12 protein-coding genes are annotated in these 15,839 nt (G+C 65.2%); 8 read left to right on the top strand and 4 right to left on the bottom strand.

Features of this window, described 5'->3' with window-relative positions:
- Window positions 1-18: 18 nt before the first annotated feature.
- Window positions 19-6,225: an Hpt domain-containing protein gene (locus tag ACS13N_RS11575; RefSeq protein ID WP_438931790.1), complete on the top strand. Its 6,207-nt coding sequence runs from the start codon at window positions 19-21 to the stop codon at window positions 6,223-6,225.
- 65 nt (window positions 6,226-6,290) lie between these two features.
- Here the strand turns inward: ACS13N_RS11575 and ACS13N_RS11580 are convergent, their stop codons facing one another.
- Complete coding sequence (locus tag ACS13N_RS11580) at window positions 6,291-7,847, bottom strand: cryptochrome/photolyase family protein (protein WP_438931791.1); 1,557 nt, start codon at window positions 7,845-7,847, stop codon at window positions 6,291-6,293.
- Window positions 7,848-7,936: 89 nt separating this feature from the next.
- Here ACS13N_RS11580 and ACS13N_RS11585 point away from each other — a divergent pair, with 89 nt between their 5' ends.
- From ACS13N_RS11585 to ACS13N_RS11615, 7 genes are all read left to right on the top strand, one after another.
- Window positions 7,937-8,671 carry a 16S rRNA pseudouridine(516) synthase gene (locus ACS13N_RS11585; RefSeq protein WP_438931792.1) on the top strand — a complete coding sequence of 245 codons (735 nt, stop codon included), beginning with the start codon at window positions 7,937-7,939 and terminating at the stop codon, window positions 8,669-8,671.
- A gap of 100 nt (window positions 8,672-8,771) precedes the next feature.
- Window positions 8,772-9,344 carry a YqgE/AlgH family protein gene (locus ACS13N_RS11590; protein WP_438931793.1) on the top strand — a complete coding sequence of 191 codons (573 nt, stop codon included), beginning with the start codon at window positions 8,772-8,774 and terminating at the stop codon, window positions 9,342-9,344.
- Window positions 9,337-9,771 (top strand): Holliday junction resolvase RuvX, encoded by a 435-nt coding sequence (ruvX, locus tag ACS13N_RS11595; RefSeq protein ID WP_438931794.1) that lies wholly within the window; start codon window positions 9,337-9,339, stop codon window positions 9,769-9,771. Before ACS13N_RS11590 ends, ruvX begins: the two co-directional genes overlap by 8 nt.
- Window positions 9,768-10,286 carry a bifunctional pyr operon transcriptional regulator/uracil phosphoribosyltransferase PyrR gene (gene pyrR, locus ACS13N_RS11600; RefSeq protein WP_438931795.1) on the top strand — a complete coding sequence of 173 codons (519 nt, stop codon included), beginning with the start codon at window positions 9,768-9,770 and terminating at the stop codon, window positions 10,284-10,286. The genes ruvX and pyrR overlap by 4 nt, the downstream gene beginning before the upstream one ends.
- Window positions 10,287-10,343: 57 nt before the next feature.
- Window positions 10,344-11,315 (top strand): aspartate carbamoyltransferase catalytic subunit, encoded by a 972-nt coding sequence (locus ACS13N_RS11605; protein WP_027678022.1) that lies wholly within the window; start codon window positions 10,344-10,346, stop codon window positions 11,313-11,315.
- 8 nt (window positions 11,316-11,323) lie between these two features.
- The gene (locus ACS13N_RS11610) at window positions 11,324-12,601 is read left to right on the top strand and encodes a dihydroorotase (protein ID WP_438931796.1); all 1,278 of its coding nucleotides are present in this window, start codon (window positions 11,324-11,326) and stop codon (window positions 12,599-12,601) included.
- On the top strand, window positions 12,588-13,385 hold the full coding sequence (locus ACS13N_RS11615; RefSeq protein WP_438931797.1) for a lysophospholipid acyltransferase family protein: 798 nt from the start codon (window positions 12,588-12,590) through the stop codon (window positions 13,383-13,385). Before ACS13N_RS11610 ends, ACS13N_RS11615 begins: the two co-directional genes overlap by 14 nt.
- Here ACS13N_RS11615 and ACS13N_RS11620 read toward each other — a convergent pair.
- The 3 genes from ACS13N_RS11620 to rfbC all read right to left on the bottom strand — a co-directional run bounded on the left by ACS13N_RS11620 (window position 13,382) and on the right by rfbC (window position 15,771).
- Entirely contained in the window at window positions 13,382-14,239 is an 858-nt protein-coding gene (locus ACS13N_RS11620; RefSeq protein ID WP_438931798.1) for a symmetrical bis(5'-nucleosyl)-tetraphosphatase, read from the bottom strand. The genes ACS13N_RS11615 and ACS13N_RS11620 overlap by 4 nt on opposite strands.
- Window positions 14,236-15,114: a hypothetical protein gene (locus ACS13N_RS11625; RefSeq protein WP_438931799.1), complete on the bottom strand. Its 879-nt coding sequence runs from the start codon at window positions 15,112-15,114 to the stop codon at window positions 14,236-14,238. The genes ACS13N_RS11620 and ACS13N_RS11625 overlap by 4 nt, the downstream gene beginning before the upstream one ends.
- Window positions 15,115-15,219: 105 nt before the next feature.
- A complete protein-coding gene (gene rfbC, locus ACS13N_RS11630) occupies window positions 15,220-15,771 on the bottom strand; it encodes a dTDP-4-dehydrorhamnose 3,5-epimerase (RefSeq protein ID WP_438932840.1) in 552 nt (183 codons plus the stop codon).
- Window positions 15,772-15,839: the final 68 nt, after the last annotated feature.

The raw sequence follows: 15,839 nt of genomic DNA on the forward strand, positions 1-15,839 counted from the left end.
TGCTTTTTGGAAGCACACATGCGTCATCAATCTTCCGCCCAGCCCGAAGAATCCGAGCGCGCCTCGCTTGAGGTGGCCGGAGCCTCCGCCGGGCGTCCGAAGGCTGTCGTGCCAGTGCGCGATCTCTCCGCGCTGGCCTGGGTTGCGCCCAACATGCGCGCCGCGCTGGACGATGCCGTGCGCGAGTTCGGCGAATATGCAGCCGATGTCATCGCCAACCCGGAAGTCATCGGCGCGCGCGATACCACCTCGCTGCGCTTGGCTAGCCAGTACCTGCACCAAGCGGCCGGCGCACTGCTGATCGTCGGCCTGCGCGGTATCGACGTGTACTGCCAGGCTGCCAAGCGCCTGCTCGAAGCGGTTGATGCCGGTACCGTACCGGCCGACGTGCAGACGCTGGACGTCTTCTCGCGCGCCGTGCAGGCGCTGCAGGAATACGTGGCCGACCTGATGGCCGGCATGGCCGAGGAGCCGCTGCGCCTGTTCCAACCGTATCAAGTGGTGCTCGCCCGCCTGGGTGAAGAACGTATCCACCCGGCTGACCTGTGGGCCGACGAGCTGCGCCACCTGCCGGCATTGCTGCTGCCTTCACGTGATCTGCCGGGGCTGGCACGCCTGCGTCGCAAATTCGAACTCGCACTGCTGACCGCCTTACGGGCACCATCCGGCGCACCGGCATCCAACACAGACAGCGCCCAGGCCGATCCGGCTGCCGCTGCCGCCGCTTACGCGCCGCTGGAAGAACTGCTGCATGGCATCCGCGCGCTGGAACGCGAACCGCGCCGCGCCGGCGATGATCTGCAGCGTGACCTGTGGCTCGTGCTGGCGCTGACGTTCGGCGCGCTGCGTGCCGGGCTGGTGCCAGCTGACATGACCGCCAAGCGTCTGGCCGCGCGCGTCAACCTGCTGCTGCGCCAGTATTCGCACAACAACATCCACCTGCCGCAAGGCCTGCTGACCGACGCGCTGTACCTGCTCGCAGGCATGGCCTACAGCAATGCGCCTGCCATGGCGGTGGGTGACGACACGCTGGGTCCGGACATCGTCGCCTGCGTGCAGGCCTTTGCGATTCCGCCCACGCACGCGCCGGCCGGTGCGTTGCACACCCGTCAGTACTACGCGCTGCTGCCGGCGGATGCGACCGACACGCTGCAGCGCGTGGGCCGCACGTTGGAAACCCTGAGCCAGCAAGCCGAGCCCGACGCCGAAGAAACCGACGCCGCGCTGCAGACGCTCGCACTGCATACCGAGGCACTGGGTCAGCCCGCGCTGTTGGATCTGTCGCAGCGCCTGGCACAAGCGCATGGCCGCGATGTCGCGCCCACGCTGCAATTCCTCTCGCGCATGCTCGCTCGCCCCTGGGCGCTGCATGGCGAATCCGGCGATTTGCGTAGCGCGTGGTTTGCCGCCCGCTGCAATGAGTTGGCCGAACACGCCCGCGCTACGCAGGCAGGCGACGCTGTGCCCGCACCGGCGTGGCTGTCCCTGCTGGCTGAAGAAACCGCACACCGCCGCACGCGTGGCGAACAGGTGCGCGCGCTGCAGACCCAACTGGCCTCGGCCGAAACCCACCTCGACGCCTTCGAGCGCGAAGGTGAGCAAAGCGGCGGCCTGCAGGAAGCCAGCCGCCTGTTCGGCGACATGCAGGGCGCCTTTGCTGCCATTGATGCCTACGAGGCCGTGCACGCCACCGAAGCCGCGCAATCGACCATTGCCGCGCTGGAAGCTGCAGGCGAGGGCGCCGCGGCGGACCGCGAACGCTATCTGGGCGCGCTGGCTGCCAACGCCAGCGGCCTGCAGGGTTTCCTCGATGCGCTGTCGGCTGGCACCGAGCTGACCGGCACGCAGATCGATGAGATCGTCATCGACGGTACGCTCACGCCAACCGAGCGCGAGACCGCGTGGCACACGTTCGCCTTTGACGCGGAAGCCGGCATGCTGGCCCGCCGTGAGACGCAGGACGATGCGCAGGTCGCCGAGCACACGGCGGCTGCCGATGTCGCGTCGCCGCTGCAATCGCTGCTCGACCGCCTGCTCGCCAAGCATCCGGTGGACCCGACCGACCCGCTGGCCGCCGAGTTGCGCACCGCTCTGCAAGAAGCACGCGACGCCGCCGCCATTGACGACGATCCGGCACGCCGCCGCCGTCTGGAAGAGGCGCTGGCACAGTTCGACGCATGGCAGGTTGGTAGTGCAGGCTCGCTGGAGCGGCTGCAGGCTGCGCTGGCTGCACCGGTTGCCGCACCGGCCGAGGCCGCACCCGCACCGGCCGTCGCTGCGCGCGATACGCAATCCATCGATGCCGAGCTGCTCGACATCTTCCTGTCCGAAGCCGAAGAAGTGCTGGCGGGTGTGCGCACCGATCTGCACGCGCTGCACGCTGCCGCAGAGGCCGGCTCCGGTGGCCTGGCTGCCGGCTCCGACCTGGACCTGCTGACGCAACTGCGCCGCGCGTTCCACACGCTCAAGGGCTCGGGCCGCATGGTTGGCCTGACCCGCTATGGTGAAGCCGCATGGGCCATCGAGCAGGTGATGAACGTGTGGTTGGCCGAGAGCCGTGTGCCATCGCACGATCTGGCTGCGCTGCTGACCCGCGCGGAATCCGAGCTGTCAACGTGGGCGGCTGCCATTGCGCAGTCGCCGCAGGCCGATCACCCGATCGAGCCGCTGGTGGCCGCTGCCGAGCGCGTACGCCATGGCGGTCCGTTCGTTTGGCTGGAAACGGTGCCGGAAACGCCGGCACTGGCGGCGGAGCCCGTAGCTGCTCCGGTGGAGGCAGTCGAGCCGGCCAATGACGCATCCTCTCTGGTCTGGGAAGACGAGCCGGCCGCGCAGGCGCCTGAAGCACCAAGCGTTGAGTTCGAAACGCTGCACGCCGGGTTCGAAGCCCCGAGCGCGGAGTTCGAAGCGCCTCACGTCGAGTCCGAAACACCGCATGCCGAGTCCGGAACCTCACACGTCGAGTTCGGAGCTTCGAACATCGAGTCCGAAACGCCATCCGCCGAGTTCGAAACCTCACACGCTGAGTCCGGAACCTCGAATGTCGAGTTCGGAACCTCACACGCCGAGTTCGAAACGCCGAACATCGAGTTCGAAACGCCGCTCGCCGAGTCCCAGGCAGCGAGCGTCGAGCCCGAAACCCCACACACCGAGATCGAAACGCCGGCACACGCTGCCGACGGTGACGCCAAGGTGATCCCGTTCCCGTTCGCACAGACCGGGGCAGCGGAAGAAGCGCCGCACGACGATGGCGTGAAGGTGATCGGCCCGGTGCGCGTGAGCGTGGCGCTGTACAACGTCTACCTGCAGGAAGCCGACGATCTGATCCGTCGCCTGGGCGTGGACTTCTCGGAATGGCGCCACGAAGGCCGCACGCCGCCGAGTGAGCTGGCGCTGCGCGCCGCGCACACGCTGCAGGGCAGCTCCGCCGTGGTTGAACTGGAGCCCGTGCGCCAGTTGGCCGATGCGCTGGAGCAAGTGCTGCTGAACCTGAACAGCCGCCCGGTAGCGATGCACCCGGGCGACTTCCGCCTGCTCGACCAAGCGGTCGAGCGCATGCGCGGCATGCTGCATCAGTTTGCTGCCAGCGTCTGGCCCGAGACCGATGAGCCGCTGCGTCGTGGCTTGGAAGAACTGTGCGAGCGCGTGCTGGTGCGTCCGCGCCTGCCGCTGGAGCCGGCGCCGCAAGCCTTGATCGAAGCTGCACAGGCAGAGAACGAAACCGCTGGCCTGGCGGATGAACCCGCCTTTGCACTGCCCGAGGATGTGGCGCAGCTTGCACCGGCTTACCAGGCGCCCGTGGCCGAACCGGCTGTTGGTGAGCTGGTGCGTCAGGCGCCGACGGATGCGCTGGACCCGGCACTGCTGGAAATCTTCCTGGAAGAGGCGCACGTTGCCCTGCCCGAACTCGGCCAGCACCTGCGCGCATGGGAAGCCGCGCCGCAGGACCGCGCTGCCTCCGGCCTGCTGCTGCGTAACCTGCACACCGTGAAGGGCAGTGCTCGCATGGCCGGCGCCATGACGCTGGGCCAGGCCGCGCACGAAATGGAGAGCGCCATCGAGAGCGGTCTGCGCCAGAACCGCGTAGACGACGCGCTGTTCCGCAAGCTCTACGTGTGGTTCGACCGCATCCAGGCACACGTCGACGCACTGGGCTCGGGCAAGGTGCTGCCGCTGGACGCCGGTCTGGCCGAAGCCGCAGAAGCCTTGGTTGCATCCTCGGCGCAGGATGAAACGCAAGCCACGCCCGGCACGTCGATGCTGCCGGCCGTGGCCGCCACCACCAACGTTGATCTGACCGACACGCGCAGCGCAGAAGCCGAAGCCCTGGAAGTGGCCGAACGCCAGCGCGCCATGGTGCGTGTGCAGGCACGTGCGCTCGACTCGCTCATCAACGACGCCGGTGAGGTGGGTGCCGCGCGTGCGCGTCTGGAATCGGAAGTCGATGCGCTCAAGACCTATCTGTCGGAACTGAACGACAACGTGGCGCGTCTGCGCTCGCAGGTGCGTGAGATCGAAATCCAGGCCGAAACGCAGATGGAGTCGCGCATTGCCGATGCGCAAGCGCACGCCGAAGCCTTCGACCCGCTGGAGTTCGACCGCTTTACGCGCCTGCAGGAACTCACGCGGATGATGGCCGAGTCCGTCAACGACGTGGCGACCGTGCAGCAGAACTTGTTCCGCGGTTTCGATCAAGCCTCGCTCGATCTGGAAACGCAGGCACGCCTCACGCGTGGTCTGCAGCGCAGCCTGATGCGCGCGCGCATGGTGCAGTTCGATACCGTGGCCGATCGTTTGTATCGTGTGGCCCGTCAGGCCGCATCGGAAACGGCCAAGGAAGTCCGCCTGTTCATCAAGGGCGGTACGGTGGAACTGGACCGCAGCGTGCTGGACCGCATGGGCGGCCCGCTGGAGCACATGATCCGTAACGCCGTTGCGCACGGTATCGAGTCCGCTGATGAGCGTCGCGCCAAGGGCAAATCGCCTGCGGGTGAACTGACGCTGGAAGTGCAGCAGGAAGGCAACGAAGTCGTGCTGAACTTCGTCGATGACGGCGGGGGCCTGAACCTCGACCGCATCCGTGCCCGCGCGCTGGAACGTCAACTCCTGGCGCCCGACGAAGAAGCGAGCGACGCGCGCCTCACCGAGATGATCTTTACGCCGGGCTTCTCCACTGCCGATCAGGTGTCGGAGCTGGCCGGTCGTGGCGTGGGTATGGACGTGGTGCGTGCGGAGACCGTGGCCCTGGGCGGCCGCATCTCGCTGCAGACCACGCCGGAAGTCGGCACGCGTTTCACTATCCACCTGCCGCTGACCACCGCGATTACGCAGGTGCTGCTGGTGCGTGTGGGCGAGCGCGTGTATGCGATTCCGTCGGGCATGATCGACCACGTGCAGCAACTGCGTCCGCAGGCCCTGGCCGAGGCATACAACGCCGCGGCGCTGCAACTGCCGACCGGTCCGGTGCCGTTCCACTACTTCGGCGCGCTGCTTGAAGAAGCGCAGGCCGTGACGGGTGGCCGCAAGTACTCGCCGGCCGTGGTGGTGCGCAGCGGCGCAGAACGCGCCGCCGTGCATGTCGATGAAGTGATCGGCAACCGTGAAGTGGTGGTCAAGCACATTGGCCCGCACCTCGCGCGTCTGGAGGGCATTGCGGGTGCGACCACGCTGGGTGATGGCGAGATCGTGCTGATTTACAACCCGGTGGTGCTCACGCAGCGTTTCGAGCGTGAAGCGGCCGCGCTGGGCTTGCCGCATGCTGATCAGGAAACCACCGGCGCCGTGGCAGAACTCTCGCGCAACGGCAGCACCGATGCCGTGCCGGGTCTGGCTACGCAGCCGATCGTCATGGTGGTCGACGATTCGCTCACGGTGCGCAAGGTCACGCAGCGTCTGCTTACGCGCTCCGGCTACCAGGCCGTGCTCGCGCGTGATGGTGTGGATGCACTGCGTCAGCTGCAGGAGATCACGCCGGACGCCATGCTGGTCGACATCGAAATGCCGCACATGGACGGCTTCGACCTGACGCGCAACGTGCGTGCCGACGAGCGCATCGGCGCCACGCCGATCATCATGATCACCTCGCGTACGGCGGACAAACACCGCCGCTATGCCGCGGAGATTGGCGTGAACGTCTACCTCGGCAAGCCGTACAACGAAGAGGAATTGTTGCAGCACCTGCGCAACCTGATCGGCGCTCGCGCGCCGGCGGCCAACGCGGGCTGACGCAATCCATCGCAGCAAAGACAACGGGCCGGTGTTCTACCGGCCCGTTGTCTTTGGTACGCACCTCAATCGTTCTCGCCGGTTCTGCTGAGTGCCGCCGCCTCTGCCCCCGATGTGCGATGCGCTTTGGTGACGGCATAGCGGTCGAGCGTGGCAGCACGTGCACCGGCATGGTCGACGATGGGGTGTGGGTACGTCTCGCCAAGCACCACGCCCGCTGCCTTCAACACATCGGCTGGCGCCATCCACGGTGCATGGATGAACTTGTCGGGCAGCCCGGCGAGCTGCGGCAGGTACTTGCGGATGAAGCGGCCTTGCGGGTCGAACTTCTCCGATTGCGTGACCGGGTTGAAGATGCGGAACCACGGCTGCGCATCGCACCCACTCGATGCCGCCCACTGCCAGCCGCCATTGTTGGCAGCGAAATCAAAATCGTTGAGCACGTCGGCAAAGTACTGCTCGCCGCGCCGCCAGTCGATGCCCAGATCCTTGATGAGGAAGCTTGCTGCCACCATGCGCAGGCGGTTGTGCATGTAGCCGCTCTGGAAGATCTGCAGCATGGCCGCATCCACCAGCGGGTAGCCAGTGCGGGCGCCTTTCCAGGCTTCGAAGCGCGCGTTGCCGGTTTCGCCGTCCACCCAGCGGATGCGGTCGAACTCGGGGTGGAATGAGGCGCCATCGGCCAGGTCCGGGCGGTAGTGCAGGATCATGAAATAGAAGTCGCGCCAGATCAGCTCTGACAGCCACGTCGCCGCCCCCCGGCTGCCGCGCAGCATGGCGGCATGCGCGCGCGCGGCCAGCGCGCGGATCGACACGGTGCCAAAGCGCAGATGTGTCGACAGGTAGCTGGGCCCACGCACTGCCGGGAAATCGCGGCGCGCGTGGTAGTCGTCCATGCGGTCTTCGAAGTCGTCGAGCAATGCCTCGCCGCCCGACATGCCGGTCGGCAGGGCGATCTCCGCGAGGTTCGAGCGCGCGAAGCCCATGGCTTCCAGCGACGGTGTTGCTTGCATGAGCGCGTGCGGCGGCTTGGCCAGCGCGCCGAAGTGGGCTTGCGTCGGATACGCACGCAGGTCGAACGGCCTGAGCGCGGCCAGCCACGCGTTCTTGTAGGGCGTGAAGACGCCGTACGGCTTGCCTTGCCCGTTGAGAATCTCTTCGCGCTCGAAGATCACCTGATCCTTGAAGTCGAACCATGCGCAGGGCTGTTGCGCGAGCACCTTGCGCACGGCCTCGTCGCGGGCCTGCGCGGCGGGCTCTTCGTCGTGGTTGGCGAAGACGGCTTCGACGTTGAGCCGGCGTGCGATGTCGGGAATCGCGTGGCGCGGTTGGTCGTGCACGACGATGAGGTCGCCGCCGGCTTCGCGCAGGGCGGTGCGCAGTTCCTCGATGGATGCGCGGATGAACTCGATGCGGCGGTCTGCCTTGAGCCCCCGCGCGAGCACTGTGTCGAGGATGTCGCGGTCGAAAACGAACACGCAATAGACCTCGTGGCAGTGGCGCAGGGCATAATGCAGCGCCGCGTGGTCAAAGTGCCGCAGATCGCGCCGGAACCACACCAGCCCGCGCTGGAAATGCGCGCCGATGTCGTAAGGCTGGCAGTTTCCGGTGGTGGGTGGCATCGGGTGCGCTCGGCTGGGTTTGGAGATCGGCCGAGCGTATAACAAAAACCCGGCACACCGCGCCGCATTCTCTTCTTCACGTTGTTGTCATGACTGCTTCTTCTGCCCGTCTTCCGCTGTATCGCATCCTGCAATCCCAGGGCTTCGGCACGCGCCGCTACTGCAAGGACCTCGTGCTCGCTGGGCTGGTGTTCATCAACGACGTCGAAATGGAAGACCCCGACGCGCTGGTCGACACCGCCGGCCTGGTGCTCGATGTGGATGGCGAGCGCTGGGCGTACCACGCCCGCGCCTACCTGATGATCAACAAGCCAGCCGGGGTGGAGTGCTCGCAAAAGCCGAAGCACCATCCGAGCGTGTACACGCTGCTGCCCGTGCCGCTGCGCGAGCGCGGCGTGCAGTGCGTCGGGCGACTTGACCAGGACACCACGGGCCTGCTGCTGCTCACCGATGATGGCCAGTTCGTCCATACCCTCACCAGCCCGCGCCACCAGGTGCCCAAGGTGTACGAAATCACCACCGCCGAACCGGTGACCGACGCGCAGGTCGCCCAGTTGTGCGCCGGCGTGCTGCTGGACGATGAGGATGAAAACGTGACCGCTGCCTGGGCTGAACGCGTGGACACCCACCACCTGCGCATGGCGCTCACACAGGGCAAATACCATCAGGTGAAACGCATGGTGGCTGCGGCCGGCAACCATGTGACCGGGCTACACCGGAGCGCCATCGGCGGGCTGTCGCTGGGCGACGATCTGGCCCCCGGCGACTGGCGCTGGCTGGACGCCGCCGACATCGAAGCGCTGAACACCACGCCGGAGCGCTAGGACGCTCTGGGTGCGCGAATCACCACAAAATCCTTACCCCCAAAGCAGGCTCCTCCAAATGAAAGGGGCGATGCCCGGGGGCTTTTGGTAAACTAGTCGCATGGCCTCGCCGGACGCACCTATCAATCTCACGAATCAGTTCCTGATCGCTATGCCCGGCATGGCGGACTCCACCTTTTCGGGCGCGGTCGTGTACATGTGCGAGCACAACGAGCGCGGCGCGCTCGGGCTCGTCATCAACCGCCCCATCGACATCGACTTGGCGACGCTGTTCGACAAGATCGACCTCAAGCTCGAAATCCACCCCCTCGCAGAACAGCCCGTGTATTACGGCGGCCCGGTGCAGACCGAGCGCGGCTTTGTGCTGCATGACGCCACGGGCGCGTATTCGTCGTCGCTGGCGGTGCCGGGCGGGCTGGAAATGACCACCTCCAAGGATGTGCTGGAAGCCGTCGCCCAGGGCGGTGGGCCGCAGCGCTTCATCCTGACCCTCGGGTATGCCGGCTGGAGCGCCGGCCAGCTGGAAGACGAACTCAGCCGCAATGGCTGGCTGACCGTCCAGGCCGATCCCGAAATCATCTTCAATGTGCCTGCCGAGGCGAGGTTTGCCGCCGCGCTGAACCTGCTGGGCATCAATCCCGCCATGTTGTCGGGCGAGGCAGGGCATGCCTGAGCCGGCGCGTCCGGCGACCGCCTCCGTGCCACCAGAAGGCACCTTGCTGGCATTCGATTACGGCGAAAAACGCATCGGCGTGGCGCTGGGCAATACGATTTCGCGCTCAGCGCGGGCGCTGGAAACCATTCCCAATCGCTCCGTCGACTTCCGCTTCGAGCAGATCACGCGGCTGATCAGCGAATGGCAGCCGGTCGGCTTCGTGGTCGGCATGCCGGTGCACCCTGATGGCGACGAGCAGCCGATGATCAAGCTCGCCAAGCGCTTCGGCAATCAATTGCACGGTCGTTATGGCCTGCCGGTCACCTGGGTGGACGAGCGTTATTCCTCGATTGCCGCACAGGACGCCGGTGCCTCCGACGATGTGCTCGACGCTGAAGCCGCGTGCATCATCCTCCAACAGTTCTTCGACGAATCACACGCATGACATCGCAACAGATCGATGCCGAGGCGCTGTACCAGAGCCTCGTCGCACAACTGCGCACACGGATGGCCGAGGGCCACACCTGGTCGGTCGCCGGAATCGTCAGCGGCGGCGCCTGGATCGCCAAGCGCTTGGCGCATGACCTGGGCTTGCCGGAATACGGCGTCGTCAACGTCGCCCTGCACCGTGACGATTACGCCAAGAAAGGCCTGCACGCCCAGGCCCAGCCGACCACGCTGCCGTTCGACGTGAACGACCGCCGCATCCTGCTGGTCGACGACGTGCTGGCCAGCGGCCGTACCATTCGCGCGGCCATCAACGAGCTGTTCGACTACGGCCGCCCGGCTGCGGTGGAACTGGCCGTGCTGGTCGACCGCGGTGAGCGTCAACTACCGGTCGCCCCGGATTACATCGGTGAGCGAATCACGCTGCCCGCTAACGAATCGCTCGTGTTGAGTGAATCCGGCGAGGGCGCAGCTGCGCGCTTCACCTTCACGCGCGAGCCCAAGGGTGCCTGACCTCGCGCGCTGTATCGCTTCTGTTCTGTAGACCGCTTTCGTCGCTTTTCGTCTCTCATGCCCAAGACTTTCGCCAACCCGCAGCTCACGAAAAACGGCGAGCTCAAGCACCTGCTGTCGATCGAGGGGCTGTCGCGCGACATCCTCACGCACGTGCTGGATACCGCCCAGCAGTTCGTCTCCGTGTCGGATTCCGATCGCGAGGTGAAGAAGGTGCCGCTGCTGCGCGGCAAGAGCGTGTTCAACCTGTTCTTCGAGAACTCCACGCGCACGCGCACCACGTTCGAGATCGCGGCCAAGCGGTTGTCGGCGGACGTGATCAACCTGAACATCAACGCGTCGTCCACCAGCAAGGGCGAGTCGCTGCTCGACACGATCAACAATCTGTCGGCGATGCAAGCGGACATGTTCGTTGTGCGGCACGCCAGTTCGGGCGCGCCGTACCTGATTGCCGAACACGTCGCACCGCACGTGCACGTGATCAACGCGGGCGATGGCCGTCACGCGCACCCCACGCAGGGGCTGCTCGACATGTTCACCATCCGCCACTACAAGAAGGATTTCTCGAACCTGACGGTGGCGATCGTCGGTGACATCCTGCACTCGCGCGTGGCGCGCTCCGACATCCATGCGCTGACGACGTTGGGCTGCGCCGAGGTGCGTGCCATCGGCCCGCGCACGCTGCTGCCGGGCGGTCTGGAGCACATGGGCGTGCGCGTCTTCCACAACATGGAAGAAGGCCTCAAGGGCGTGGACGTGGTCATCATGCTGCGCCTGCAGAACGAGCGCATGAGTGGCGCGCTGCTGCCCTCCGCGCAGGAATACTTCAAGGCGTACGGTCTCACACAAGAGCGCCTGGCGCTGGCCAAGCCGGACGCCATCGTCATGCACCCCGGCCCGATGAACCGCGGCGTGGAGATCGACTCCGCCGTGGCCGACGGCGTGCAATCGGTGATCCTGAACCAGGTGACGTTTGGCATCGCCGTACGCATGGCCGTGATGGGCATTGTTGCCGGCAATAACGACTAAGAAGACCGATGAAACTGCATATCAAAGGCGGCCGCCTGATCGACCCGGCCAACGGTATCGACGCGCAACAGGATCTGTATATCGCAGCGGGCAAGGTGGTCGGTGTCGGCCACGCGCCGGCGGATTTCCACGCCAACAAGACGGTCGACGCGACGGGCCTGATCGTCAGCCCGGGCTTCATCGACCTGTCTGCCCGTCTGCGTGAGCCGGGCTTTGAATACAAGGCGACGCTTGAATCGGAAATGGCTGCCGCCATGGCCGGTGGTGTGACCTCGCTGGTGTGCCCGCCGGACACCGACCCCGTGCTGGATGAGCCCGGCCTGGTCGAGATGCTCAAGTTCCGCGCGCGCAACCTGAATCAGGCGCACGTGTATCCGCTGGGCGCGCTTACCGTTGGCCTGAAGGGCGCGGTGCTGACCGAGATGGCCGAGCTGACCGAATCGGGTTGCGTCGGCTTCTCACAAACTGATGCGCCGATGGCTGATACGCAGGTGCTGATGCGCGCGCTGCAGTACGCGCGGACCTTTGGCTTTACCGTCTGGCTGCGTCCTGAAGATCCATACCTGGGCAAGGGCGGCGTGGCGGCAAGCGGCCCGCTGGCTTCGCGCATGGGCCTCTCTGGCGTGCCCGTGATTGCCGAGACCGTGCGCCTGCACACCATCTTCGAACTGATGCGCAGCACCGGCGCGCGCGTGCACTTGTGCCGCCTGTCGTCGGCCGCTGGTCTCGATCTGGTGCGCAACGCCAAGGCAGAAGGCCTGCCGGTCACGTGCGATGTGAACGTCCATCACATCTCGCTGACCGACGTGGACATCGGCTACTTCAACTCGCAGATGCGCTTCGTACCGCCGCTGCGCTCGGGCCGCGACCGCGACGGCATCGTGCGTGCGCTGGCTGACGGCACGATTGACGCCATCTGCTCGGACCACACGCCCGTGGACGACGACGAGAAGCTGCTGCCGTTCGCCGAGGCCACGCCTGGCGCGACTGGCCTCGAAACCCTGTTGCCGCTGACGCTGCGCTGGGCCGCTGAGCACAAGGTCGGGCTGTCGAAGGCGCTGGCGCGCATCACCAGTGAACCTGCGCGCGTGCTGGGTTTGCAGGCTGGCTCGCTGGAAGTGGGCGCGATGGCCGATGTCTGCGTGTTCGATCCGGACGCCATCTGGAAACTCGAGCCGCGCAGTCTGCGCAGCCAGGGCAAGAACTCGCCGTACCTGGGCTTCGAGATGGCCGGCCGTGTACGTGCGACGCTGGTTGCCGGCCACCTTGCCTATGACGGGCATTGACCAGCGCGCGGAAGGCGCACCCACCGAGGTAAGTACGCCGCAGCGCATGCACCTGCTGCGTAAGCTGCGGTTGCTTGTGCACTTGGCTGAGGGCCTCGCGACGTGCGCGCTGCTGTTCTGGTGGGTGGGCCCTGTACGCAAGCAGGCGCTGATCCAGCGCTGGTCGCGCAAGCTGCTAGCGCTGTTTCGCGTGTCACTCGTCGTGCACGGCGAGCAGGCTGAGGCACGCGATCTGGCGGGCTCTATGCTGGTGTCCAATCACGTGTCGTGGCTCGACATCTACGCGATCAATGGCTGGCATCCGCCGCGCTTTGTCGCCAAGTCGGAGATCCGCGGCTGGCCCGTGATTGGTTGGCTGTGTGCGCAGACGGGCGTGCTGTTTGTCGAACGCGCTCGCAAGCGCGACGCGCACCGCATCATGCACGCCATTGCCGACGCGCTGCGCAGCGGTGACGCGGTCTGTGTGTTTCCCGAGGGGACGACGTCAGACGGGCTGCAATTGCTGCCGTTCCACGCCAACCTGTTTCAGGCGCCGGTGACCGCCGCCGCGCCGATTCGCCCTGTGGCACTGCGCTATCGCATTGCCGCTACGGGTGAGCTGACGACTATTCCTGCGTACATCGGCGATCTGTCGATGATGGATACCATCAACGCGATCCTGAACGGGCCGCCGTTGGTGGTTGAGGTGCTGGTGGGAGCCACCGTGGCCCCGGAGATGGACCGCCGTTCATTGGCCGCGCACAGCCAGGATGCTGTCGCGGCGTTGATCGAACGCGCCGGCTAGGCCGTCTGCGATTTCTTTTTGTCTGCGAGCGGGTCCTGCGCCTGCTCGCATGCGACCTGCACCACATCGCGCCCTGCTGGCGCCAGCGAGAGCTTTGCCGCAGACAGCTTCCCGCCCCACACGCACCCGGTATCCAGGCCGATCAGGTCGTCACGCATGACCAGACCACGCGTGGACCAGTGTCCGAAGACGATCGGCGTGCCGCGCGTGCGTCGCCCCGGCACGTCGAACCACGGCATGTGGCCGTCAGGTGCACCATCGGCGTCCGTCGTCTCGAATTCCATTGCACCATCAAGTGTGCAGAAGCGTAGGCGAGTGAGCGCGTTGATGGTCAGGCGCAGGCGGTCCATACCGACGAGATCGTCGCTCCATTTGGCCGGATGGTTGCCAAACGCATCTGCCAGGAAGGTTTTCCAGTGTGCGCTGCGCAACTCGCGCTCCACGGCGCCAGCCAGTTCCAGCACGTCGCCGGTTGTCCACTGTGGCAATACGCCGGCGTGCACCATCAGGAAGCCGTTCTCGAAGATGGCCAGCGGCTGGTGGCGCAGCCACGTGATGAGTTGGTCGTGATCGGGGGCGGCCAGGATCTCGGCGATGGTGTCGCGCTTGCCCGGCTTGCGTACGCCAGCGGCTACAGCCAGCAGGTGGATGTCGTGGTTACCGAGGACCGTGCGGGCGCGGCCGCTTTCGCACAGCGTGATCACGCGCCGCAGCGTATCGAGCGAATCAGGGCCGCGGTTGATGAGGTCGCCGACGAAGCGCAGGGGGGCGTTGGCGGGCAGGTTGGCCAGCAGGGACAGGAGGGGGGAGCAGCAGCCTTGGAGGTCGCCGATGGCGTGGGCCAACTGTGTCATGTGGCTTGGTCAACCGGCGGGCGCACACGTGCCAGCGTCCAGAGCGCGCTGAACAGTGCGGCGGCTACGCCGAGCAAAATCCCCGCAAATACGGCAATGCCAGTCTTCGGAAAGACGGGCGATTCGCTGACCATGACTGCCCCCAGTGGCTTCGTATTGAACGTTCGCAGGGGATTCAACTGCTCCAACAGATCATTTCGATCACGGCGGGCGCGGCTGATCTCTTCGGCACTGCTATTCAATAGCTCGGCGATCAAGAGGTTGTCCGGGCTGGTTTCACCATTCCGGCTCTTTGCGACTTTGGCCTCTCCCACTTCGAGCAGCCTGGAGCGGCGAGCTTCTGACTGTGCAATAAGGCGATCGGTTTCCGCAAGATTGTCGGTCAATCTCTTAGACGCGGGTTCGAACATGCGTAAGTGCTGCGAAATGAATTCGTTCTGAAGTGCCTCGGAGAATTGTTGAGCCTGTTCCGGTGAGTAGCCGTTCGCGCTAATCTCGATGAGGTCGGAGCTACGGACCAGCTTGGCGTTGGCGGTGCTGAAAAAGAGCTTGCCAGCATCGCTCCGTGGCTCAAGTCCAAGGCGATGGAACGCTTGTTCTTGCAGGCTGCGCAAGCGCAGTCGCTCAATTGCACGGATGGGAGGCTCAAGCTGGACGGTTGTCCTGCCATCGTAGACTTGTCCGAGTTGCAGGGTTGCAGCGGCTTGCCATTGCTTGGGAAGCGTCATGGTGATGCCGTAGCTGATTGCAGCGCCTACCAATGCGCCCGCGAGTAGTCGAAGTCCTTGTGTTCTGACAAATCGTATCAAGCAGGCTGGGGAAAGCGCGCCGCTAGCAACGGTATCCTGTTCGTCACGACGGTTAGGGGCATGCATGTGGGGATCCAACGAATAGCTTCGGTTCTCAGTGGCCTGATTTACCGGGTGATTCAATATAACATCCTCGCCCTTGGGCATCGGGGGGCGCAGTCGTGCTGACATCTACTGATGTTTTGGCACTGCATATGCACGTAGCTCTTCAAGGGCCACTTCCAATGTCGTCGCGTTTTGGTCTGCGATCGATAAAATTGGTGTTTGCACGGGCCACTCGATTCTTAGTGCGGGATCGCTCCAGAGAATTCGGCGCTCGGCCTCCGGATCGCGATGCCGGGTCACCTTGTAGTGTACCAAGGCGGTTGTCGAGGTGACGAGATAGCCATGTGCGAAGCCCTCCGGAATCCACACGCTGTTGAACTTGCCGTGTGACTCCAAGTGAAAGCGATACACAGTGAGAAACTGTGCGGAGTCCAGTCGCAGGTCGACGGCAACATCTAGAATGCCTCCCTCAATGACGGTAACCAGCTTGCCTTGTGGCTCGGTCAGTTGGTAGTGCAACCCGCGCAAGGCCTGATGGTTTGAACGAGCGATGATGTCTTGGACGAACGTCGGATCGCATCCAATCGTATTGTGCAAATGCTCACGGTGATAGACCTCCATGACTTCTCCGCGCTCGTCGGGGAATCTGGGCAGAAAGAACGCTTTAGGTGAGTGCATGGGCAACAATGTCTGGATGATGGGTTGGACGATGCAATTGTTCCGGTCGAGCCGCCAATTTGGACAGG

The sequence above is a fragment of the Ralstonia sp. 24A2 genome (assembly GCF_051783885.1).
Taxonomy (GTDB): Bacteria; Pseudomonadota; Gammaproteobacteria; order Burkholderiales; family Burkholderiaceae; genus Ralstonia.